The organism is Photobacterium marinum (genome assembly GCF_000331515.1).
GTDB lineage: Bacteria > Pseudomonadota > Gammaproteobacteria > Enterobacterales > Vibrionaceae > Photobacterium > Photobacterium marinum.
Genome location: NZ_AMZO01000003.1, coordinates 1 through 22,709, shown reverse-complemented (window position 1 = coordinate 22,709; position 22,709 = coordinate 1). Strand labels below are relative to the sequence as shown.

The following is a 22,709-nucleotide window of genomic DNA, read 5'->3' as shown; positions in this document are numbered from 1 at the left end:
ATTACTTCTCTTTTCTTTTTTGAACTATTTCTACCCGTTATTAAATCGAGAAAATTTCCGCAGTCAAGGAATGATTTTTTTTGATAAAAAAATAAATTTAATTCACTTACTGATTATTTCATAATTAATGTGATTAAGTGATTGAGGTCTTACTTTTAAATTACATTTTGTATTTTTATTACGGGATTACGCCTGATCTTCGTGAGACGAATCACGAAACACCTCTCATCCCTAATTACTACGCCCCTCTAATCCTCCCTCCTCCCCCCCTGATTAGGATGATGTGCGTAACTGTACGAAAGCTGAATATGAGTCCCGAAAAGGTTGCCCAGATAGTAATAGCAACCGTGAAAATAATTAGAAGGGACATTCCTATGAAACACAAGTTAGTACCTGTAGCAGCGGCTTTACTTACCGCGCTTGCTTCTGCCAACGTAGCTGCTGAATCCGCAACCGATGTTGTTACTGACGGTTGGGAAGTACACGGTTATGGTTCAATGAACTACCGTATGGTTGAAGGTGAGACTGTAGATACTGAATACGGTAAGCCAGATTACAAAACTGCTGGTACACACGGTAAAAGTACTAACCAGGTAGAATTTACAATTAAGAAGCACACAGAACACCAGAACGGTGTTTGGTCTAACTTTACTGTTCGTTCTGAATACGGTAACGGTAATTCTTACGCTTATACATCATCTGGCAGCCAGAAAGACAACACTAAAGCACAGTTTGAAGTTAAAGAAACTTTCGTTGAAATCGGTGGTATCTCTTTCCTTGGCGAAGATACATCTATCTGGGGTGGTCAGCGTTACTTGAACCGTGCTTCGGGCCTTCTATCTGGTGAGTTCTGGAAACAGTCTTCAGGCGTGGGTGCTGGTCTTCAGACTAAATTGGCGGGTAACACTGCTGGTATTGCAGTTGTAACTGCTGACCCTGATGCTGGTGCTGCAGACTCTTACAGCCTTGATTGTAAGCAAAAAGATGGTTCAACTTCTACTGATCCTAACAAGTGTAAGGTTAAGTTAGACGGAGCTAAAGATCGCTCTACTGTGACATCTGTTGATTTTTACTACTACGGTGTTAACGCACTTGGTGGTAGCTTCGATTTCGATCTGAAATTGATGTCTCAGGCTAACAAAGATTCTGACTCTGATTCTGGTTACGGCTTCGGTATTACTTATAACCGTGACTACTACGGTTTCGATGGCTGGTCACAAACTGCAATTACTTACGGTAAGGGGATTGCTCAAAACCGTGGTCTAAACTTTGGTGGCTGGTCAAATGGTAATGATAATGCCGAATCTATCTTCCTTACTTCTTACGGTGTTCTGAACATTTCTGATAAGTGGCAAATGGGTTCGGAACTGACTTACTTAGGTGCACTGGATGAACTATTTGGTGCAGAAGATCTTAAACGTTACATTGTTGCTGTACGTCCTTCTTACAATGTGAACGACAACCTGCGTCTGGAAATGACAGCTTCTTACGGTCATGAAGAAGGTAAGGATGGTTACTGGGATCGTACAGGCGATAAAGTTGAAAGCGATATCATCAACGTAGAGCTGGCTTCTGCATTTACCGTAAATGCTGACTACTTCGGTCGTCCTCAAATCAAGCCATACGTAAGCTACATCAAAGCTGACGATGAGGCGAGTGCTGGTATTATCGGTATTAAGAACGGCGACGACGAAGTTGTTGTTGGTGTTCACACTGAAATTTGGTTCTAAGCCCATTTTATGTGAAGGGCAGCCCTCGGGCTGCCTTTTTGAGTATATATCTATTGGATTCTGCAGTAGATTTGAGCGAAAGCTAATAGATATATACCCAATATATTTGATTTCTCAGGGTATGGGAGACCAAGATGAAAATAATTAAAACAACTCTGGCTGCTATGTTGGCAGCTTCTTTGATCGGCTGTGCTGCTTCCCCTACATCAGGCAATAACTCTCCAGTGAAAGATGTAGTAATTACTGCACAGGCCTGTTGTACGACGTATAGTGAATTTTCCTGGGTTCCAATGCAGGGTAGCGAAATTGACTTTGTGGTTGATGAATACTCAAAAGTCGGTATGTTCCCGGAAGGAAAGAGCTACTTTGCCACTTTTGCTTTACCGCAAAATGTTGAGCGGATGCAGGTTGATCTTAAAAGCTGGATGAAATCATCTGGTGTTTTTGCTCCTAAAGTGGTGCTGCTGAATCCACAATTCCAGCCAGTTGAAACTATTTCACTGGAAGATTTTGATGTTGCGCCATCAAATCTGTTTAGCCTCTCCAGCTACCAGAAGCGTTTTACAATGGAGCAAAGTAAAACGCCTTATATGGTTGTTTACTCTCCGCTTGAATACCGTGAAGGTCAGATTCAGATCCCGCATCCTGAACGTGTACGAGCAGAAGAGTTAGGCTTAGCACGCCCTATGGTGACAGACCCTGTCATTCAGCATCAGAAATTCGGTTCGCTGACATTAGATCTCAAACCGTTGAACCTGCGTTCTTACCGTGCTGATCAAGTTGTACAGGCTCCGGTTTCGAAACCTGCACCAGTTGTTGTTGCGCCGGTAGTTGCGGTTAAACCGGCACCTCAGGCAGCACCTGCTGTTATCAGCGCGAAGATGCTTCCGGAAACAGAAGCCTTCTATAACGCGCAAATCAAGGCGGCGGTAGAGAAGAACGATATGCAAAAAGCGCTTCGTCTGCTTGAAGAAGCCAAACGTGCAGGCTCTGCGACAGCGGAATCAACCTTTATTCACTTAATTAAGAAATAACTTTCAGCGGGCAGGTATTCCAAGTAGACCTGCCCGTTTTCATCTTTCCCACTTTATTTTCCTTAATTTCTATTTGCCTTCTGAGTTGATATTTCATGACTGAATTAAGAAAATCAAACGTGCCTGCTAAACACGTTGTTTATCAGGTTTTTACTCGCTTGTTCGGCAATACAAATACCACCAACAAGCCTTGGGGAACTATCGAAGAAAACGGAGTCGGTAAATTTAATGACTTTACCGACAAAGCCTTACAGGAAATCCAAAAGCTGGGTGTCAGCCACATCTGGTATACCGGCGTGCCGCATCATGCGTTGGTTAGGGATTACAGCCAGTTCGGCATTTCGTCTGATCATCCGAGTGTGGTGAAAGGACGCGCCGGTTCGCCTTATGCCGTTAAGGATTATTACAACGTGAATCCGGATCTCGCGGTGGATCCTGCAAATCGCCTGGAAGAATTCAAGGCATTGATTGAGCGTAGTCATCGTAATGGTCTGAAAGTGATCATTGATATTGTTCCAAACCATGTTGCCCGCCGTTATCAGGGGATGACCAATCCGCAAGGTGTTGAAGATTTCGGGGCATCGGATGATACATCAGTCGCTTATCATCGTGACAATAACTTCTACTATATTCCGGGTGAAGCTTTTCAGGTGCCTGAAGCCAAAAATGGTTATCAGCCTCTTGGGGGGGAGGCACATCCGGACTTGGCTGAACCCTATGAAGAATTTCCGGCTAAATGGACAGGCAACGGCTCTCGACTGGCTCAGCCACAGTTTGATGACTGGTATGAAACCGTAAAGGTCAATTATGGTGTAAGCCCTGACGGCATTAAAGATTTCGATGAACTGCCACAAGGGTATGAGCATCAGGATCATGAGGCTCATTATCAGTTCTGGCAGGAAAGAACAGTGCCGAGCTCCTGGAAAAAGTTCCGGGATATTGCGTTGTACTGGCTTGATATGGGCGTCGACGGATTCCGTTATGACATGGCTGAAATGGTGCCGGTTGAGTTCTGGAGCTTCATGAACTCGTCGATCAAACATGTCAATCCTGATGCATTCCTGATGGCTGAGGTTTATCAGCCGCATCTTTACAGGGATTATATCCACCTTGGTAAGATGGATTACCTCTATGACAAAGTTGATCTGTACGACACCCTGAAACGGATCATGCAGGGTAAAGGTTCAACAGATGACATCGTTGGCGTACAGAACGAGCTGATGGATATCGAGCATCATATGCTGCATTTTCTTGATAACCATGATGAGCAACGTCTCGCGAGTCCGGAGTTTGCAGGATGTGCCGAAAAAGGTAAGCCTGCAATGCTGGTATCAACTACGCTAAGCACGTCTCCAACAATGATCTATTTCGGGCAGGAAGTCGGTGAGCCTGCTTCTGAAGATGCCGGTTTCGGCTTGCATTCCCGCACCACGATTTTTGATTATTTCGGCGTACCGAACCACCAACGCTGGATGAACGGTGGTGAGTTTGATGGTGGCCAACTGACAGATAAAGAATGTGAGTTGCGTGATTTTTATCAGCGATTGCTGAGCTTCTCCCTGAAAAACACTGCCATGACCGGAGCTTATCAGGAGCTACACCGTTATAACCGCCAGCATAGTCAGCAGTATAATGAGCATTTGTTCTGCTTTACTCGTTTTGATGAGCGACAAAAATTGCTCATTGTGGCTAATTTCGCAGATATCGATCAGGGCGCAGTGAAGATTAAGCTGCCTGCTGATTTGCTAGATACCTGGCAGGTTGGTGACGGTGACTATCAGCTTTCAGAGCAGCTTTATGGTAATGAAAGCGTCACTTTATCTGTTGTTGAAGGCAAAGGTGAAGCGGAGATTATGCTGCCGCCACTGGCTGCGAAAATCTATCAGTTAGACTAGTTTGATAGTAAAAATGACCGCTTTAAAGCCGCTGATTTTCAGCGGCTTTTCTATTTTCAGACCAACAGAACGTGTTCAGTTTCACAGAGTTGATTTAAACATCCGGGGGGCGTAGTAGGGGGGAGGATGCTCATCCTCCTCGGGGGGAGGAGAATGCACGTGTTGATAAAAATAACAATCGAGATTAACGGGAATTGATCATGAAACAAGTGTTTAAAACTCTGACCCTATGTTCGCTTTCTGCAGCGCTTGCGTTTCCTATGGCGGCTTCAGCTATGCAGGAAGGCGAAATTCTGATTTGGATTAATGGTGATAAGGGCTATGACGGTCTTGCTGAAGTTGGTCGTCAGTTTGAAGAAGATACCGGCGTGAAGGTAAATGTTCAGTATCCGGAATCTCTTGAAGCCAAGTTCCAGCAGGTAGCGGCAACAGGTGGCGGTCCAGACATTATCTTCTGGGCGCATGACCGTTTCGGTGGTTACGCCAAAGCCGGTCTGCTTGCAGAGATTCATCCGTCAGACGAGTTTAAGAACAAATTGGTCGATTTCACCTGGGATGCGGTGACTTACGAAGGCAAGCTGGTGGGTTACCCGGTTGCTGTTGAATCTCCGTCCCTGATTTACAACAAAGATTTGCTGCCAGAGCCACCTAAGACCTGGGAAGAGTTGGTTGAAATCGAGAAGCAGATGAATGCCAAAGGCAAGAAAGCCATCATGTGGGATGTGAAGAACGCCTACTTTACATGGCCGATGATTTCCGCTAACGGCGGTTATGCCTTCAAGAAAACAGAAACTGGCTTTGACGGTAAGCAAGTCGGCGTTAACAGCGAAGCAGGTATCGCTGGCCTGAGCTTCCTGGTTGATCTTACCAAGAAAGGTGTGGTTTCACCGGATATGGACTATGCCGTATCGGAAGCTGAGTTCAACAAAGGTAACGTGGCGATGACCATCAATGGTCCGTGGTCATGGGGTAACTTGGAAAAATCGAAGCTGAACTATGGTGTTGCTGTATTGCCAACGTTGAACGGTGGTGCATCTAACCCGTTTGTCGGTGTATTGAGTGCTGGTATCAATGCTGCCAGCCCGAACAAGGATCTTTCCGTTGAGTTTATCGAGAACTATCTGTTGACCAATGAAGGTTTGAAGATGGTGAACGACGACAAACCTCTGGGTGCGGTAACACTGAAGTCATTCCAGAAGATTTTGGAAAAAGACAGCCGAATTGCAGCAACCATGACTAACGCTGAAAACGGCGAAATCATGCCAAACATCCCTGAGATGACGGCGTACTGGTTTGCTGAAGGTGCGGCAATCGAAAATGCATTGCTGGGTCGTCAGACTGTAAAAGAAGCTCTGGATACAGCGGCTTCACAAATTAAGTAATTAAAAGGTTGAGGAATTTAACCTGACTTATCAATGCGCAGCCTGGTCTGCGCATTGTTGTTTGTAAAAACGTATTTTTGTCCTGAATGGCAAGCTTTGATGCCATGGCGACGGTTGATAAGGAACAGATGTGAACGGGTTAGCGCAGGCTCCATACAGTGAGCAATTGTATGTCAAAGGTACTTTTAACGGTTGGGGTGATGATACTCCGATGGTTTATACAGGAGACGGGTGTTATCAGGCAGTGATCTGCCTTTCAGCCGACCAGCACAGCTTTAAGATTTCAGATCAGCAGGGTAGTGAAGAGCTCACTTTTTCGGCTGATAAATATAAATCAATGGCATGCAAGCTCGATCAGGAGCAAGCTTTGGTTCCGGCAAAAGGGATCGGTAATGATCTGACTTTTCTGGCTCCTGAAACTGGCTTATATACCATTACGCTTAAAGTTCAGGAGCAGGTTCAGGATCAAGGTCCGGTTATGCTTATTGCCTCTGGTGGTGAGAACTCTGATGTTGCACCTGAACGAGAGTTGGTTGAAGTTGAAATTTCAGCAACGGCTCCTCATAAGCAGCTTCAGGCAAAGCAGGATCCTATTTTGGCTCCGGATGTTTTGTTTGATCATCTGGCAATTAAGGCTCAGGAAAGTGTTCCGTTTGTGTTCGGTGATAATGTGGACGGCTATTTTGAAGGCGTCACACACGGCTTTGTTGCTGCTGGCAAATATCGACATAAGCAAGGCTGGTATCTGGGGACATTCGCCTCATTTGTTGATGGCAAGATCAACGACAAATGTATGGCTCCTGAAGCTGATATTCTGCCTTACGGTGTCACTCATCAATACGCTAACCACAGCAGCGATACCTTTATGTTGTTCAGCCAGCAACGTGCCGCGGCTCTGACTGTCTGCTCTCCGCTGGCGGCACGACTGGCATTGGCTCCACAGCTGAATTTAGGGCTTAATGTTTCTTCTGTGTGTACTTTCGATAATGGTGTGGTTTATGCGCTGGACTCTTCGCTGCGACAGGAAAATACACCATCGTTTATTGCGATTTGTGCAGACAAACCGTTCCGTTTCAAAGAAGCGACATTTGCAGAGATGCCTGCCCTTAATGAGGTGATGCACCTGAACGGCAACCATGTGAAGCCGGTGATTGAGACGCTGGACGATGAAATTAGTCTGACTGTGTATCTGGCTTTTGCTGAGACAGAAGAGGAAGCCATCGCCGGAGCAAATCAGTTGCTAGAGCAGGATGGTTATGTCATGCATCAGCAGCAGACATACGACATGCTGACTCATTCTTATATCTGGACTTCGGATCTTGAATATAACCGTGCTCTGATGTGGGCCAAGGCTTCAGGAAAAGTTTTTGTATCCAATGAGTTTGGCAAAGGCATTTGGGCTGGTCTGCCTTGGTTTAAGGATTGCTGGGGACGTGATTCATTTATCGCGGTGCCGGGTATTACATTGGTAAATGGTGATTTTGATGATGCCAAGAGCATTATCGATAACTTTGCCTCTATGCAGTTGAAAGATAATACCAATATCAACTACGGCCGGATTCCTAACCGGGTGACCAGCCTGACCAATATCATTTACAACACGACAGACGGTACGCCGTGGATGGTACGTGAGGTCTGGGATTATCTGCGTTACAGCGGCGATAAAGACTACGCTCGTTCGATTTATCCTGTTGTGAAAACCTACATCGATGGCATCGAGAAAAACTACTTGGATCAGCATGGCTTAATGACCCACCGTGATCCGGATACCTGGATGGATGCCAAGCTTGAAGGTAAGTTGCCATGGTCTGCACGTGGTAATCGTGCCAATGATATTCAGGCATTGTGGTATACCAGCTTGAAGGTGGCGGTTGAGCTGGCGAAACTAAATCAGGATGGGGAAGGTGAACAGCACTATCTGGCGATGGCTGAAAAAGTGCAGGCAAGCTTTCAACAACTGTTTTGGGATGGTGAGTTGTCGCTGCTGGCAGATCGGCTTCACGCTGATGACAGCCGTGACCTCCAGATTCGTCCAAACCAGTTGATGACGCTGACAGTACCTTTTGATGGTGAGCTGGTGGATGAAACCATTGGTGCCAATATCGTCAAGAATGCAGTCAGTGAGCTACTGTTCCCATGGGGTATTACCTCGCTGTCTCAGAAGGATCCAATCTTCCATCCGTATCATGCAAATCGTGAGGAATACCATAAGGATGCAGCTTATCATAACGGTACTATCTGGGGCTGGAATGCGGGCTTCACGGTAACCAGCTTGCTGAAATATGGCTATACCGATTTCGCCTATGAGCTGACGAAGAATTTGTCACAGCAGATCCTGACTATTGGCCATCGCGGTGCTATGAGTGAGAACCTGGATGCTTTCCTTAATGATAAGGGCGAGCTAACGACTACCGGCACGTACGCACAAGCCTGGTCTGTTTCAGAATTTACCCGTAACGGTTATCAGGATTATGTTGGTTTTGCGCCGGATTTGCTGGCCGGTAAACTGAATTTGGCGCCAAGTCTGCCGTCATCATGGCAGGCATTTGATGCCAATTTACGTTTTGGGGCTGATAATGCACTGTCGGTTGCGTTTAAACGCCAGTTAAACGGCATTGAAAGTTATCGTTTGAACTATCAGAGTGAAGCTGATACTGCCTTGGATATTGTGCTTACAGCAAAAGGTAAAGCTAAGTACTTACTATCAATCGAAAGCACCTCTTTACCAGCAATGGTTGTGTTTAACCCTGAGAAAACAGAAGCTGAACTAAATGGTGAGGAAGTTGCGTTAACCTGTATTCAACAGAGTTATCAGCCTGAGATTGGCGAGCTGAAATTTGCTCAGCCTGATACACAGCGCAAATTCCCGGTACTTCTTGCTAATCATGTTTTGCAACAACAGGTTGAAGCGAGCAATCTGAATAAGGCTACGGACTAATTCGTCAGATTAATAATCAGGAATTAAGAATCTGGCCATAGTTCAGGAATGTAAACGCCGCAGTCCACTATTGAATAGGGGACTGCGGCGTTTTTATAATTCATCTTTGCCGGATATCAGATACAGAAATCTGCTCTGAACTTAGCTGTGGCTTGAGTCGTCGTCAAAGACTTTTCCTTCCATTGAATAGGGGTCTCGCTCATCGTATTGGTTGATGGTACTTTTTCCTCTGAGTTTTTTGATTTTTGCTTCCAGAGCCTTGGCCTCCTGGTAGTTTCCTTCCTGATAGGCCATAAAAATTCTTTGCTCGATATCTTCGATTCTGTCGCGGCTGCTCATGTACTGATCCTCCATCAATAGATATCTCATACCAACCAGTCCCAAATTACGCAGCCAGTGCTCGTTGGGATCACCGATGCGCATTCTAATTTTAGAAGTGACGGGAGTAGGGCTCCAGTCATTCTCAGGCGTTATTGATATAGAACATTTTGAGCATTTCGGGATAACGTTTTGCCCACGCGTCTTCACAGCGTACAGCATCCAGGTTAATCAATAACTTACATTGGATGTTGTCACTTTTGTTCAGTAACAGCTGATGAAAGTATTTGGCGTCTTCAAGATACAACGACGGAAAATCGGTTATTGCATGATCACTGGTTTTATTAAGGCACAAAAAAAGCGCTGCCAGTAATCTGGAACAGCGCTTCTACTACAGGTAGTTAATCTGAGTTGATGTTTATACACCAGCCTCTTTGTATAGGCGGCGGCATGCGCGACCATCACTGTGGAACAGGTGACAACGGTGAGCAGGAATACCCACTTTGAAAGTATCGCCTGCATCTACGTCCAGCGTATCCGGGCGACGGTAGATGAAGTCAGCATCTACTTTATCTAGGTGCAGGTAAGCCTGAGTTTCGTAACCAAGCTTTTCTACTACCTGAATCGTACCTTCAACGCTTGCATCACCTTCATCAGCCGGAACCAGGTGCTCAGGGCGGATACCCAGAGACATACGGTCACCTTTAGTTACAGACGTGCCGTCAACCGGGATCCAGAAGGTATTACCGTCAGCGAGCTGAACCATTACGCGTTCATCTTCCACTTCTTCAATGAACACACTAATGAAGTTCATTTTTGGTGAACCGATGAAACCGGCTACGAAACGGTTTTGCGGGTAGTGGTACAGTTCAAGAGGTTTACCCACCTGAGAAACATAACCGCCGTCAAGCACCACGATTTTCTGTGCCATAGTCATCGCTTCGATCTGGTCGTGAGTAACGTAGATCATGGTGCAACCCAGTTGCTTGTGCAGTTTGGCGATTTCGATACGCATCTGTACACGAAGTGCAGCATCCAGGTTCGACAGTGGTTCATCCAGCAGGAATACTTTTGGCTGGGAAACAATGGTTCGGCCGATGGCAACACGCTGGCGCTGACCGCCTGAAAGTGCTTTTGGCTTACGCTCCAGAAGGTGACCTAACTGAAGGATGTCTGCTGCATGGTCAACACGGCGTTTGGTTTCGGCTTTGTCCGCTTTGGCCAGTTTCATACCGAAAGACATGTTGTCGAAAAGATTAAGGTGTGGGTAAAGCGCGTATGACTGAAAAACCATACCAACACCACGTTCAGATGGTGCAACGTCGTTCATGCGCTCTTCGCCGATGTATAGATCACCGGAAGTAATGTCTTCCAAACCAGCGATACAACGAAGAAGGGTCGACTTACCGCAGCCTGATGGACCAACAAAAACAACGAATTCGCCTTCAGCAATATCGAGATCAACATTCTTTGAAATCAGGTTATCTCCATATGCTTTACATACATTTCGTAAAGTGACACTCGCCATCGAGCCTATTCCTCTAAGTTTGTTGTAGCCAGCAAGGCTTCTCTATGCGGAATGATATTCACGCCAGGCCTTACGGGTAAAGAATTTTTTATTCGGTGCAGTGAAGAAAAAAAGGGGTAGCAAACATGTTGCATTCAGGCAGTGGAATGAACTGCTACCCTGACCAATTCCACTTTACTTACTTCCCCAAGAAGTAAAGTGGTGCTGTCGTTTCCAATAAAAAAGTGGTTACTGTGAAAATCAACTGCGTAAGCAGAACAGTAAAAGCATCTTCATCTACCCCGTTGGGTATGTCGCTATTCTTACTCAGGTGGCATAGGTAAACATCCTCCTTATTAATAATTTCAAAGGTGGATGAGAGGGGGATGAGTGCCTGGATCACACTTTGTAATTTCGCTTGCTGATGAGGATATTTATTACCAGTACCATGTGCGTTGTATCACAATCAGGTGTTGTTTTTAGATCTCTGTCACTAACCAAAACGACGAAGATCACGCTTTTATATCTAAGGCTTAGGGGGCGTAGGGCGTAGGATGATGCTGAGTGCTCATGTCTGATGGATGATACACACTGAAAATTATGCTGCAGAGTCGGTTCTGGAGCATGAGATATAACAATCATGAAGGATGTTAAAAATGAAGAAAGTCCTCAGCACTGTAGCTTTTTGTACCCTTGCTGCTCTTGGTTCAGTTCACGCAAATGCTGCGATTGAAGAGGGTCAATTGACTATCTGGATTAACGGCGATAAAGGCTATAACGGCCTGGCAGAAGTAGGTAAGAAGTTTGAAGAAGACACGGGTGTAAAAGTAACAGTTGCTTTCCCTGACGGCCTGTCTGAGAAGTTCCCTCAGGTAGCGGCGGCAGGTGATGGTCCGGATATCGTTTTCTGGGCTCACGACCGTTTCGGTGGTTACGCAAAAGCGGGTCTGCTTAAAGAGATTAAGCCATCAGCTGAGCTGAAAGACAAAATCATCGATTTCACCTGGGATGCAGTGCAGTACGATGGTAAGTACATTGGCTACCCGGTTGCAGTAGAAGCACTTTCTCTGATTTACAACAAGGACCTTGTTCCAAACCCACCTAAGAACTGGGAAGAAGTTGAAGCTCTGGACAAGAAGCTTCAGAAAGACGGCAAGAAAGCCATCATGTGGAACCTGAAAGAACCGTACTTCACATGGCCGGTAATTTCAGCTGACGGTGGTTACGCGTTCAAATTCACTGCGAACGGTTACGACGTGAAAGATGTTGGTGTTAACAATGCCGGCGCGAAGCGTGGTATGAACTTCATCAAGTCACTGGTTGACAAGAAAGTGATCTCGCCAGATATGGACTACAGCATCTCTGAAGCCGAGTTCAACAAAGGTAACGTAGCAATGACAATCAACGGCCCATGGTCTTGGGGTAACGTTGAGAAGTCTGGCATCAACTATGGCGTAACAGTTTTGCCTAAGCTGAACGGTAACCCATCTAAGCCATTTGTTGGTGTTCTGACTGCGGGCATCAGCTCTGCATCTCCAAACCAGGATCTTGCTGTTGAGTTCATCGAGAACTACCTGCTGACTGACGAAGGTCTGGGCATGGTAAATGATGACAAACCACTGGGCGCTGTAGCACTTAAGTCATTCCAGAAGAAACTGGACAGTGATTCACGCATCGCAGCAACTATGGATAACGCGATGAACGGCGAAATCATGCCTAACGTTCCTCAGATGACTGCATTCTGGTACGCAGAAGGTAACGCAATCAAGAACGTTGTTGATGGTCGTCAGGACATTGATGGCGCGTTGGATGCAGCTGCAGGCCACATGCTTAAGTAACTTTTTTGCGGGGAGGGGCAACTCTCCCCATTTTATCGTCATTTTTTGCTAGCAAGGAGCTGAGATGCAGTCAGTTCAAGGTGCAGGACTTTTGGAACAGGAAACAGAAAGTCCGAAATTTGATTATCGTAAGTGGCTGAAGTGGTCACTGTTGGGCATGATCGGTGTTGTTAATGGTTATGCTACCGTTTTGATGTATGCAAAAGGTGAAATCGCCTTTGCACTTCTTACCGTTGTTCTAACAGCACTTGCTCTTTTTATTTTCGGCAGTAAAAGAACATACGCCCATCGCTATATTTTCCCTGGTATCGCAGGGATGCTTATTTTCATTATTTTCCCACTGATTTATACCGTTGGGCTTGCATTTACTAACTACAGTGCGTCGAACCAGTTGTCACTGGAGCGTACTCAGTCGGTATTGCATCAACGTACTTTCCAGTCTGGTGACAGCTATAAGTTCGACCTGTATAAAGTCGACAATGGCCATCAACTGGTAATTAATGCAAATGGTGAGCTGCTGGCTTCTGATGTTTTCGACATTGCCAATCCGTTTGCTGATCCTATGACGCTGCGTGATGTTGACGGCGTTCAGGGAGAGAAAGAGAAGATTAAGGCGATCGTTAAGAACCGTTCCAACTTGTCTAAAGTGGAACTGGTAACGCCTGAAGGTGAAAAAATCCGCATGAGCGGCCTGCGCAAGTTCGCAGCTGAAGCTCCGCTGTTCACCCTTCAGGAAGACGGTCTGACCATGATCAACAACAAAACTCAGCAGATCTTCATGCCAAACATGGAAATCGGCTACTACCAGCCTGTTGATGAGAATGGCAACTTTGTTGGTAAGCCAATTTCTCCGGGATTCGTTGTTGGTGTCGGTGGTGCTAACTTTGAGCGCGTCATGAAAGATGACGGTATCAAGGAACCATTCTTCGGCATTTTCGTTTGGACAGTTGTATTTGCATTCCTTGCTGTAGCGCTGACTCTGGCTGTAGGCATGGTTCTGGCTTGTATTGTTCAGTGGGAACCACTGAAAGGCAGCGGCATCTACCGTGTGCTTCTGATCCTTCCGTATGCAGTACCATCGTTTATCTCGATTCTGATTTTCAAAGGTTTGTTTAACCAGAGCTTTGGTGAAATCAACTTGTTGCTGGATGCGATGTTCGGTATTAAACCGTCCTGGTTCTCTGATCCAGTGATGGCGCGGATTATGGTAGTTATTGTTAATACCTGGCTTGGTTTCCCTTACATGATGATTCTGTGTATGGGTCTGCTGAAGTCGATTCCTGAAGATCTGTATGAGGCATCTGCCATTGATGGTGCCGGTCCGGTTCAGAACTTTATGAAGATCACACTGCCAATGCTGATCAAACCGCTGACACCGCTGTTGATTGCAAGTTTCGCATTTAACTTCAACAACTTCGTAATGATTCAGCTATTGACCGCGGGTGGCCCGAACATGGTGGGTACTTCAGAGCCTGCTGGTTACACTGACTTGCTGGTAAGTTATACCTACCGTATCGCGTTCGAAGGTGGCGGCGGTCAGGACTTCGGTCTGGCGGGTGCAATCGCAACCATTATCTTCCTGTTGGTTGGTGGTATGGCGCTACTTAACCTGAAATTCACCAAGCTATCACAAGACTAAGGAGAGACGTCATGCCAATGGTTCAACCTAAGTCATTAAAATACCGGGTATGGGCGACGCATATTGGTCTGTGCCTGTTCCTTGCTGCAACCATCTTCCCGCTGTTGATGATCATTGCGATCTCTCTGCGTGAAGGTAACTTCGCTGGTGGTGAGTTAATTCCTAGCCATCCGACACTGGATCACTGGCGATTAGCGCTTGGTTTTCCGGTAACAAACGCAGACGGCAGCATTACACCACCTCCGTTCCCTGTTCTGCTATGGCTGTGGAACACAGTGAAAGTGGCAGGTATTACGTCAATCATCATCGTAGCGCTTTCGACGACCAGTGCTTATGCTTTTGCCCGACTGCGCTTCAAGGGTAAGAGCACCATCCTTCAGGGTATGATGATTTTCCAGATGTTCCCTGCAGTACTGGCTCTGGTAGCTCTGTATGCATTGTTCGATCGTCTGGGCCAGTACATTCCGTTTCTGGGGCTGAACACTCACGGTGGTCTGATTTTCTCTTACCTGGGCGGTATCGCACTACACGTATGGACAATCAAGGGTTACTTCGAAACGATTGACGGCTCGTTGGAAGAAGCGGCTGCACTTGACGGTGCAACGCCATGGCAGGCATTCCGTCTGGTACTGTTGCCACTATCTGTGCCAATCCTTGCGGTTGTATTTATCCTGTCGTTCATCGGTGTGGTAACAGAAGTACCGGTAGCGTCTCTGCTATTGAGTGATGTAGAAAACTACACCCTTGCTGTAGGTATGCAGCAGTACCTGTACCCTCAGAACTACTTGTGGGGCGACTTCGCGGCAGCGGCGGTACTATCGGCAATTCCGATTACTTCTGTATTCCTGTTGGCTCAGAAGTTCCTGGTTGGTGGCCTGACAGCCGGTGGCGTGAAAGGTTAATCCACTCAGTTAAATCTAATCTGTCTTAAAGCCCGGCATAATGCCGGGCTTTGTTGTTACAGGCTATCTGGTGCAGGTTGGTATTAAGGTTTCACAGGTATAAAAACTGGCTGGTAAAAGAGTTGCTTGGTACTAAATTGCTCGGTTTCTCTGCGCCCAAGCACCGATAAAGACAAAGGTAACAATAACGATGCAGAACAGCCATTGGCTTGGAACCAGCCCCAGCTTCCCTGCAATCCACGGGGATACAGATACAATTAGAAATCCATAGCCGAAAGCATTGACCAGAATGAATACCAGTGTACGTACTACAAAGTTTGTACTGGCAAGATGGCGGCGGAGAATCCGGTTAATATCTGAGCCGAAGACGACCAATAAGCAGGCAATCATCGCGGTAGCAATTTCGGTTAGCCAGGGGCGAAGAAATTGTCCGCCGTCAGTGAGTAAAGCAATTACTGTGTTCATGGATATAAATATCTAGCGGTTGAATAGCCCCGAGAATACGTTTTCAGCTTTAGCTTCAGTACCATCTCAGGCTAAAGATGTAAGCATGTTCACAGAAACTAAAATTTACATGAAGAAATAACAAGCGTGAAATACGGCTTGTTTCATACAACTCATCAGAATCAGAGAGGGGGGCGCTGAATGAAGAACGTAAATCTGCCGTCGAAGATTTGTCCGGTTTGCCAGCGTCCATTTCATTGGCGTAAGAAATGGAAAAACTGTTGGGAGTCGGTTAAATATTGTTCAGAACGTTGTCGCAGGATGAAACAACTCAGTGCTGACAGAGGTGCATGAGTATATAATCGCAGACAGTTTCACAAGACAGGTTATTTCCTATTCATGTTAACTATTTCTAATTCTGTCGAACTTGCGGATTGGGAAATCGAAATCAGTGCGATTCGGGCCCAAGGAGCCGGTGGCCAGAATGTTAATAAAGTTTCCAGCGCCATTCATTTACGTTTTGATATTAAACGCTCGACGTTGCCTGCTTTCTATAAGGAGCGCCTGCTAAAACTCAATGATCACCGTATAACTAAAGATGGTGTGATCATTATTAAAGCGCAGCAATATCGCACTCAAGAGCAAAATAAAGAAGATGCTTTGTCACGTTTGAAAGAGCTGATTAAATCAGCTGTTGTACAACAAAAAGCACGAAGAGCAACAAAACCGACAAAAGCTTCACAGCGTCGCCGAATGGATAAGAAAACACAACGTGGACAGACCAAAACTTTAAGGGGTAAAGTTAAGTTTTAAACTATGTATGGGCTATTCGACTGAATAATCAATGACCAGATGAAAATATCTCCCAAATAGAATATTCTCGTCACCATAGTTTTCATGGGTTTATGCTGAACTCACTTGAGGCCTATGGCCTAAAACCAAAAAAGCCATCGCCTAATATAACCAGAATTGAAAAAGTTGGATGGCGATGGCTTAAATTGATCAGAGATTAATTACAGTGCCGCTTCCAAAATTGTTCGGCTGTCAGCAATGGTGATGTTGCCGTTCTCGCCTAATGCCTTCATTCCGTGTTTCTCTAGACTGTCGACCAGAATGTCAACGGCTGCTTTATCCAGTTCCACATCGCTCAGGTTGGTCGGCACTTCCATCTGTTTGAAGAAGGAAATAGTTTGAGCGATGGTGGCATCAATACGCTCATCTGTGCTGCCATCTTTGATGCCGAAGATACGTTCGCCATACTGAAGCAGCTTGGCTTCCTTATCGGCACGGCGTTCTTTCATTACAGCCGGAAGAACGATACTCAGGGTGCGCGCATGGTCGATGCCGTAGTTACCTGTCAGTTCGTGACCAATCATATGGGTTGTCCAGTCCTGTGGAACACCGACACCGATCAGACCATTCAGCGCCTGAGTTGCTGCCCACATGATATTTGAGCGTACGTCTATATCGTTTGGAGTAGCCAGAGCTTTCGGTCCTTCTTCCATCAGTGTCAGCAACAGGCCTTCTGCGAAGCGATCCTGAACTTTAGCGTCAGCCGGGAAGGTCAGGTACTGCTCCATCACGTGAACAAAAGCATCGACAACACCGTTCGCAACCTGGCGGGGCGACAGAGTTAGGGTCGTTTTTGGATCAAGAACCGCAAATGCAGGCTGAACCAGAGGCGACATAAATGCCAGCTTGTCTTTACCTCGGGAGACAACCGAACCCATGTTGCTTTCAGAGCCGGTTGCAGGCAGCGTCAGCACACAGGCTAGTGGAACGGCAGACTGAACTGCTTCATTACGGGCCAGGATATTCCAAGGATCTTCGTCTTCATAGTTTGCAGCGGCAGCGATGAACTTGGTGCCGTCGATCACAGAGCCACCACCAACGGCAAGCAGGAAGTCATACCCTTCAGTTTTAATCATATTAACGGCTTTCATTAGGGTGTCATATTGAGGATTGGGCTCAATACCTTGGAACTCTCCCCATTGATGGCCTTTAAGAGCAGCCGCAACCTGATCGTAAACACCGTTTTTCTTTATTGAACCACCACCATAGATCACCAGCACTTTTTTGTCGGTAGGAATTTCAGCGGTGATGTTCGCAATCTGGCCTTCGCCGAAATGAATGCGGGTAGGGTTGTGGTAAGTAAATTTGTTCATCATTGCTCTCCAGTGTGAAACTGTATGGCTTAACCTGTAAAAGTCGAGCTCTGATACAGCTCGGTTTGATCCATTCTGATGACATTGCTCAGGATTGATGTTCATTACGTGTTAACCAATGTGATTGTTTATACGCAATGAAACTTTATGGACTTAGTCTAGAAGAGAAAGACCTGCGGTTTAATACACAATCCTGTCAGAAAGTTGCCTGTTTCTGCTATTTGAGATGAAAGGCTTGCTTTAGCCATTATGATGGTGATGATGGGTGTGTGAGGAGGATTAGGCATGAAGAGTAACGAACGTTTAGCTGAGTCATTGTGTGCAGAATATGGGTTGGCCCAACAGTCCGGAGTGGTTCAAACTGGCTTACCTGGTGTACGTTTGTTTCGTATTACTAAGTACCATAAGGTGACGCCGCAGATGTATCAGCAAGGTGTTGTTGTCATTTTCCAGGGCAACAAAGTGGGGCACCTGAATGACTATCGCTTTGAATACGATACTGAACGATGCCTCATCGTTGCGACACCATATCCCATTGCTTGTGAAACATTTGCTTCTGAAGACTCTCCGTTGATTGGTATTGATATAGAGTTCGATTTATCAGTGATACAGCAGCTGGTGGAGATGGTTGAGCAGTTCGGGGATTCGCAGGTGTTTAAGGAAGATCCTAACGGACGCGGGGTTGCGGTTTCACGGATCACTCCGTCAATATCAGACTGCCTGTCCAGGTTGTTGCATATCATGCACAGCCCTATGGATTCTCAAGTGCTTGGTCCACAACTTCTCAGAGAGTTTTTTTATCTTTTACTACAAGGGCCGCAGGGCTGTTTGCTTGCCCAATACTGCCGTCAGGATAGTGCTTTGTCTCGAGTTTCTAAAGTGATCAATCATGTTCAGTCTCATTATGAACAGAAGCTGGCCATTGATGATCTTGCCAGTATGGCGGGCATGAGTGTTTCGGCATTTCACCGGGCCTTCAAGCAGGTAGTGACAGATCCGCCTTTGCAGTACATCAAGAAAATTCGTTTGAATAAGGCGAAGTCTTTTATGGTTCAGGACGGCTTGCCTGCCAATGTGGCAGCAAGAAAAGTGGGTTATGAAAGTGCAACTCAGTTCAGTCGTGAGTTTAAACGTTACTTTGGTTTGCCGCCGAGTAAGGTGGGGGAGCTGATTTCGCTGTAATACTGACAATTTGGTAACGATAACTTTCCGCTTCATATAGTTTTTAAATGGTTTATTGCACGTTGTTTTATTGTTGTGTAATATTTCGTTCGCTCAATTTGAACGGTGTTTTATTTTGTGGGGTGGACGTTTTGAACCGTTTCCTGATTTCATCTGTATTGCTACTGACTATGTTGCTGGGCTGTGTGGCATATCCGACGACAAGATCTTACTTTGAACCGAATTCGGAAGATGGCGTTTTAACAGCAACGAGTGGATGCGGTTACCACACTACAAAACTGGACTCTTTGGTTAGGGAAATTGGAGATATCAGTATTCAGGTGATCCCAGAATACTTAGAAGCAGATAATCTCAAGGTTACCATTTTTATAAAACGTGAGAATGACTACGTTTCTTTTGAACCGGAGTCTGTGGTGTTAGATGCGAAGTCAGTAACTACTTCGGGTGACGAAAATCAGACTCAGCTTAAAGCTTCTGATATCACTTCCAGCCTTCAGGTGCCAACAAAGAGTACGCCATACTATGGCCAATGGTATGTGCTGACGTTCCCGGTAGCAGCAGATGAATTGAATGGAATATCAATTACGCTTTCAGTAGAAAGTTTAGCGCTGGGTGAAAATAGTACCAACGACCTTGTCTTCAGATTCACAAAGATTGCCAAACAAGATTTTTATTACAATTCAATCAATTGCTGAATCCACCTAGATTGGTTGCAAATATTTGCTTTGCTCGGTCGGGTTTGTACAATGAGCGTGATTTTTGAGGGAATGGTTGATTGGTTTTCGAACCATTGGTTGGCGACTACACTGATCAAGAGAGACTTTTTTGCGGAGGTTTTCATGAGTAAATGTTCTCGTAACTGGGTTGTACGGCGGTTATGCGAGACACTTTTGTTATGTACTTTCGGTTTTGCCACTCATGCAACCTTAGCTGATACAATTGATGTCAGGTGTGATATTTACCCTAAAGGGGCTGATGAGCCTTCTGGGCGGTATTTTTGTGTTTATTCTCAGCGTCAGGGCTATATCACTATCGATCGTGCGGATGGTGTTTATTATGACTTTATGCCGGCTGGGGATGAAGTGGGAAATTACACTGATCGATATGGTAATCCTGTGTACAGACAATCCGGTTTGGGGAAAGATGGATATATCTTCAAAACCAAAAGTGAGTCTGTGTATGTGTACTGGAACACAGCAGGTTTAGAGCAATAACGACACCGTGATTTTGCTCATCAGATGTAATTATTTGCAGTTATTCCCTTTGCTAAACACAATCCGGATGATAAGAAAGCGGGACGGCCTCTGGGCTGTCCCGCTTTAGGTTTGTCTGCATCAGATAGTTATTTATCAAGAAAGCTTATTCAATCTGTCCCCTGATTTCTCCATCAGGATTAGCCGGAGTATGAACGTTAATATAATGACCGCCACTAAGCAGTGTATTAGCTGTTTCTTCATCCAGAACAACACTATTTGGTGTTTCCCAGACGGTGACATCCGCTTCGGACTGATCAAGAGGAACAATCACACCACCATTTTCGCCTGCTTCACCTTCATGGATATGTGCTTCATCCGCATCATCAACACCTGTTGTGACTATTCTGGCAACCAGTTCTTTGGTTATTTGATTAAAGGTGGCGTAGCCGCTGCCACTGGCTTCGGTATCTACAGGAGGTACTTCTTGAGCGCCATCCAGCGGGAACGTGAATAGAACAAAGTCTTTACTCAGTACCTGTCCGCGTATTTCTCCGCTTTCATTAGCCGGAGTATGTACATTGACATAGTGACCTCCGGCTAAAAGCCTGGTGACTGTCTCTGTATCAAGAGTTGTTCCGTCAGGGCTTGTCCAGATTGTGATATCGTCAGGATCCTGTTCCAGGCCAACAACTACTGAACCATTCTGTCCAATAAAGCCTTCATGCAAATGGGCTGCTTCAGCATCATCAACGCCAGATGTCAGCACTTTGAGATCCAGTGCTTCTGTTGTGCTGTTGTAGGTAGCATAACCGGATCCGGATGCTTCTGTTTCAACTGCTGGCACTTCTTGCTCACCATCGAGGGAGAAAGTCAGAAGGGTAAAGTCATCGGTCAGTATTTGTCCCCGGATTTCTCCGCTTTCATTAGCAGGAGTATGGACGTTGACGTAATGTCCACCATTGATCAGACGATTAGCCGTTTCTTCATCCAGAGTGGTGTTTTCCGGTGTCATCCAGGTACCGCTGGTATCTCCGGCAACCAAATCCACAATAACGCCCCCATTTTCGCCGATAAAGCCTTCATGAATATGGGCGGCAGTTGCATCATCTGCATTTTCAGTGATAACGGTAAGGTCTACGGCATAGTTTTCTGTATTAAGTGTGGCGTATCCGTTACCGGAAGCTTCGCTATCCACAGGCGGTACTTCTTGTTCGCCTTCAAGAACAAAAGTCACTATTGCAGTATTGCTGTCGACAATCTGCCCCCTTACTTCGCCTGATGGGTTGAGTAGGGTATGAACATTGATATACCACTTGCCGGATTGTAGCTCTTCTGCCTGCTCTTGAGTTATTTCGGTTTCGGCCAGAGACATGGTTCCATCGTTGTTATTTGTAAATTCAAATGCGACAGGTCCGTTAACTCCAATTTTCCCCTGATGGATATGTGCAGCCTGGACATCCGTGAGCATGCTGATATCAAGCTCAGCGCTTAGTGTCAAAGTGTCATCATCGGAATAATCAGGGGAATCGTCGTGGTAATCTTTATCGTAATCTTTGTCATAGTCTGAGCCATCGCCAGAATCATAATCTGAGTCGACCAGATGAGATGCGCTGTGCTGGATAGTCAAAGTCACAACAGCATCGGCTTTGGATTCAGCTGCAACGGGTGGGACTTCTTGGTTGCCAGAGAGACTGACGTTAAATGTCAGCTCTTCTTCGTGACAGCCGAGTAGTGAAAACAAAGCTAACAACACAGCAAAACAAAATTTTCTACTCATGATTTGCTACTCCAGGTTGTATTGCGATTGATACGACCCACAGAGTTTAGACAGAGTATTGATTCTTGGATTTAAGACAGAGTCTTACGCTTGGGAGTTTTACGTATGTGGGAAAGGAACTCTTTGTAAATGGTAGGTTAATAAGAATGTTTTATAGTTTTGTTATCTGAGATTTTAAAGCCTCCATATCGGAGGCTTTTTCATCTTCGTCTATTTCTTAGACTTCACTTCTTTCAGTATTTCTTTGATACGTTTATTTGAAATACGCTTAGCCATATAAACTCCTTTTTAAGGTTATAAACACCACGGACTAAAGTCGTTCCTGCGGCTTCCGAATAGCGACTTAGTTTATAGCGCTCTAACTACCGGAGTGGTTCATCCCCTAGAGCGTTAATGCCGCAGGCATGAATTCAATATACCCCTCTGACGGTTGAAAGGAATCCCTCTATTACCTTGAATCATAAGGGCGTGTAGTGTGACGGAGGCATCGTTTTGGTGTTTTATATAACACTGGATGCTTATTGTGGTAGTTTGTGTTAACAAGCTAAGGCCGTAAGATATTTTTTCATTAGTCTCGCTATATAAATGATATTTTATCTCATTTGAAAAAGTGTGATGAATGTCAAACTAAATCTGGATTGGGAAGCAAACTGTTTCGGTCGTTATCTTGCCAATAAGAACAATCACTGTTCAAACAAATGTTTACTGACAAAAAAGACTTTACACAATAACGGCTGATATGTATTATTCGCCGCACTTACG

18 protein-coding genes are annotated in these 22,709 nt (G+C 45.6%); 13 read left to right on the top strand and 5 right to left on the bottom strand.

Features of this window, described 5'->3' with window-relative positions; translation table 11 throughout:
• Positions 1–374 precede the first annotated feature (374 nt).
• The 5 genes from C942_RS03455 to C942_RS03435 all read left to right on the top strand — a co-directional run bounded on the left by C942_RS03455 (position 375) and on the right by C942_RS03435 (position 8,979).
• A complete protein-coding gene (locus C942_RS03455; RefSeq protein ID WP_007462517.1) occupies positions 375–1,730 on the top strand; it encodes a carbohydrate porin in 1,356 nt (451 codons plus the stop codon).
• A gap of 134 nt (positions 1,731–1,864) precedes the next feature.
• Positions 1,865–2,764 carry a MalM family protein gene (locus C942_RS03450; protein ID WP_007462515.1) on the top strand — a complete coding sequence of 300 codons (900 nt, stop codon included), beginning with the start codon at positions 1,865–1,867 and terminating at the stop codon, positions 2,762–2,764.
• A 95-nt stretch (positions 2,765–2,859) separates the two neighbouring features.
• Positions 2,860–4,659: an alpha-amylase family glycosyl hydrolase gene (locus tag C942_RS03445; RefSeq protein WP_007462513.1), complete on the top strand. Its 1,800-nt coding sequence runs from the start codon at positions 2,860–2,862 to the stop codon at positions 4,657–4,659.
• A gap of 200 nt (positions 4,660–4,859) precedes the next feature.
• Positions 4,860–6,041: a maltose/maltodextrin ABC transporter substrate-binding protein MalE gene (malE, locus tag C942_RS03440; protein WP_007462511.1), complete on the top strand. Its 1,182-nt coding sequence runs from the start codon at positions 4,860–4,862 to the stop codon at positions 6,039–6,041.
• A 130-nt stretch (positions 6,042–6,171) separates the two neighbouring features.
• Positions 6,172–8,979, top strand: coding sequence for an amylo-alpha-1,6-glucosidase (locus C942_RS03435; protein WP_007462507.1), 2,808 nt, complete (start codon positions 6,172–6,174; stop codon positions 8,977–8,979).
• 141 nt (positions 8,980–9,120) lie between these two features.
• Here the strand turns inward: C942_RS03435 and C942_RS03430 are convergent, their stop codons facing one another.
• Together C942_RS03430 and malK are read right to left on the bottom strand one after the other, a co-directional pair.
• Complete coding sequence (locus tag C942_RS03430; RefSeq protein ID WP_232428129.1) at positions 9,121–9,348, bottom strand: hypothetical protein; 228 nt, start codon at positions 9,346–9,348, stop codon at positions 9,121–9,123.
• A 367-nt stretch (positions 9,349–9,715) separates the two neighbouring features.
• Positions 9,716–10,825, bottom strand: a complete 1,110-nt coding sequence (gene malK, locus C942_RS03420) for a maltose/maltodextrin ABC transporter ATP-binding protein MalK (protein WP_007462501.1) — start codon at positions 10,823–10,825, stop codon at positions 9,716–9,718.
• Between the two features lie 635 nt (positions 10,826–11,460).
• On the opposite strand from malK, the gene malE (C942_RS03415) reads away from it, so the two are divergent.
• The 3 genes from malE (C942_RS03415) (at position 11,461) to malG (ending at position 15,183) form a co-directional block, all read left to right on the top strand.
• A complete protein-coding gene (malE, locus tag C942_RS03415; RefSeq protein WP_007462499.1) occupies positions 11,461–12,642 on the top strand; it encodes a maltose/maltodextrin ABC transporter substrate-binding protein MalE in 1,182 nt (393 codons plus the stop codon).
• Positions 12,643–12,706: 64 nt separating this feature from the next.
• Positions 12,707–14,281: a maltose ABC transporter permease MalF gene (gene malF, locus C942_RS03410; RefSeq protein WP_007462497.1), complete on the top strand. Its 1,575-nt coding sequence runs from the start codon at positions 12,707–12,709 to the stop codon at positions 14,279–14,281.
• A gap of 11 nt (positions 14,282–14,292) precedes the next feature.
• Complete coding sequence (gene malG / locus C942_RS03405) at positions 14,293–15,183, top strand: maltose ABC transporter permease MalG (protein WP_007462495.1); 891 nt, start codon at positions 14,293–14,295, stop codon at positions 15,181–15,183.
• A 132-nt stretch (positions 15,184–15,315) separates the two neighbouring features.
• On the opposite strand, the gene C942_RS03400 is transcribed toward malG, so the two are convergent.
• Entirely contained in the window at positions 15,316–15,648 is a 333-nt protein-coding gene (locus C942_RS03400) for a DUF3392 domain-containing protein (RefSeq protein WP_007462493.1), read from the bottom strand.
• A 180-nt stretch (positions 15,649–15,828) separates the two neighbouring features.
• On the opposite strand from C942_RS03400, the gene C942_RS24545 reads away from it, so the two are divergent.
• On the top strand, positions 15,829–15,981 hold the full coding sequence (locus tag C942_RS24545; protein ID WP_083882294.1) for a DUF2256 domain-containing protein: 153 nt from the start codon (positions 15,829–15,831) through the stop codon (positions 15,979–15,981).
• 45 nt (positions 15,982–16,026) lie between these two features.
• Entirely contained in the window at positions 16,027–16,440 is a 414-nt protein-coding gene (gene arfB, locus C942_RS03395) for an alternative ribosome rescue aminoacyl-tRNA hydrolase ArfB (RefSeq protein ID WP_007462491.1), read from the top strand.
• Between the two features lie 200 nt (positions 16,441–16,640).
• Here arfB and C942_RS03390 read toward each other — a convergent pair whose 3' ends face one another.
• On the bottom strand, positions 16,641–17,792 hold the full coding sequence (locus C942_RS03390) for an iron-containing alcohol dehydrogenase (protein WP_036798600.1): 1,152 nt from the start codon (positions 17,790–17,792) through the stop codon (positions 16,641–16,643).
• A 285-nt stretch (positions 17,793–18,077) separates the two neighbouring features.
• On the opposite strand from C942_RS03390, the gene C942_RS03385 reads away from it, so the two are divergent.
• From C942_RS03385 to C942_RS03375, 3 genes are all read left to right on the top strand, one after another.
• Positions 18,078–18,974, top strand: coding sequence for an AraC family transcriptional regulator (locus C942_RS03385; RefSeq protein ID WP_007462487.1), 897 nt, complete (start codon positions 18,078–18,080; stop codon positions 18,972–18,974).
• Between the two features lie 131 nt (positions 18,975–19,105).
• The gene (locus C942_RS03380) at positions 19,106–19,669 is read left to right on the top strand and encodes a hypothetical protein (protein WP_007462485.1); all 564 of its coding nucleotides are present in this window, start codon (positions 19,106–19,108) and stop codon (positions 19,667–19,669) included.
• A 144-nt stretch (positions 19,670–19,813) separates the two neighbouring features.
• Positions 19,814–20,188 (top strand): hypothetical protein, encoded by a 375-nt coding sequence (locus tag C942_RS03375; protein WP_157372542.1) that lies wholly within the window; start codon positions 19,814–19,816, stop codon positions 20,186–20,188.
• 145 nt (positions 20,189–20,333) lie between these two features.
• Here the strand turns inward: C942_RS03375 and C942_RS03370 are convergent, their stop codons facing one another.
• Positions 20,334–21,947: a CHRD domain-containing protein gene (locus C942_RS03370; protein ID WP_007462482.1), complete on the bottom strand. Its 1,614-nt coding sequence runs from the start codon at positions 21,945–21,947 to the stop codon at positions 20,334–20,336.
• Between the last annotated feature and the right edge of the window lie 762 nt (positions 21,948–22,709).

Coding starts and splice junctions, on each gene's coding strand:
- C942_RS03455 (WP_007462517.1), top strand. CDS start 375: ATGAAACACAAGTTAGTACCTGTAGCAGCGGCTTTACTTACCGCGCTT.
- C942_RS03450 (WP_007462515.1), top strand. CDS start 1,865: ATGAAAATAATTAAAACAACTCTGGCTGCTATGTTGGCAGCTTCTTTG.
- C942_RS03445 (WP_007462513.1), top strand. CDS start 2,860: ATGACTGAATTAAGAAAATCAAACGTGCCTGCTAAACACGTTGTTTAT.
- malE (WP_007462511.1), top strand. CDS start 4,860: ATGAAACAAGTGTTTAAAACTCTGACCCTATGTTCGCTTTCTGCAGCG.
- C942_RS03430 (WP_232428129.1), bottom strand. CDS start 9,348: ATGAGATATCTATTGATGGAGGATCAGTACATGAGCAGCCGCGACAGA.
- malK (WP_007462501.1), bottom strand. CDS start 10,825: ATGGCGAGTGTCACTTTACGAAATGTATGTAAAGCATATGGAGATAAC.
- malE (WP_007462499.1), top strand. CDS start 11,461: ATGAAGAAAGTCCTCAGCACTGTAGCTTTTTGTACCCTTGCTGCTCTT.
- malF (WP_007462497.1), top strand. CDS start 12,707: ATGCAGTCAGTTCAAGGTGCAGGACTTTTGGAACAGGAAACAGAAAGT.
- malG (WP_007462495.1), top strand. CDS start 14,293: ATGCCAATGGTTCAACCTAAGTCATTAAAATACCGGGTATGGGCGACG.
- C942_RS03400 (WP_007462493.1), bottom strand. CDS start 15,648: ATGAACACAGTAATTGCTTTACTCACTGACGGCGGACAATTTCTTCGC.
- C942_RS24545 (WP_083882294.1), top strand. CDS start 15,829: ATGAAGAACGTAAATCTGCCGTCGAAGATTTGTCCGGTTTGCCAGCGT.
- arfB (WP_007462491.1), top strand. CDS start 16,027: ATGTTAACTATTTCTAATTCTGTCGAACTTGCGGATTGGGAAATCGAA.
- C942_RS03390 (WP_036798600.1), bottom strand. CDS start 17,792: ATGAACAAATTTACTTACCACAACCCTACCCGCATTCATTTCGGCGAA.
- C942_RS03385 (WP_007462487.1), top strand. CDS start 18,078: ATGAAGAGTAACGAACGTTTAGCTGAGTCATTGTGTGCAGAATATGGG.
- C942_RS03375 (WP_157372542.1), top strand. CDS start 19,814: ATGAGTAAATGTTCTCGTAACTGGGTTGTACGGCGGTTATGCGAGACA.
- C942_RS03370 (WP_007462482.1), bottom strand. CDS start 21,947: ATGAGTAGAAAATTTTGTTTTGCTGTGTTGTTAGCTTTGTTTTCACTA.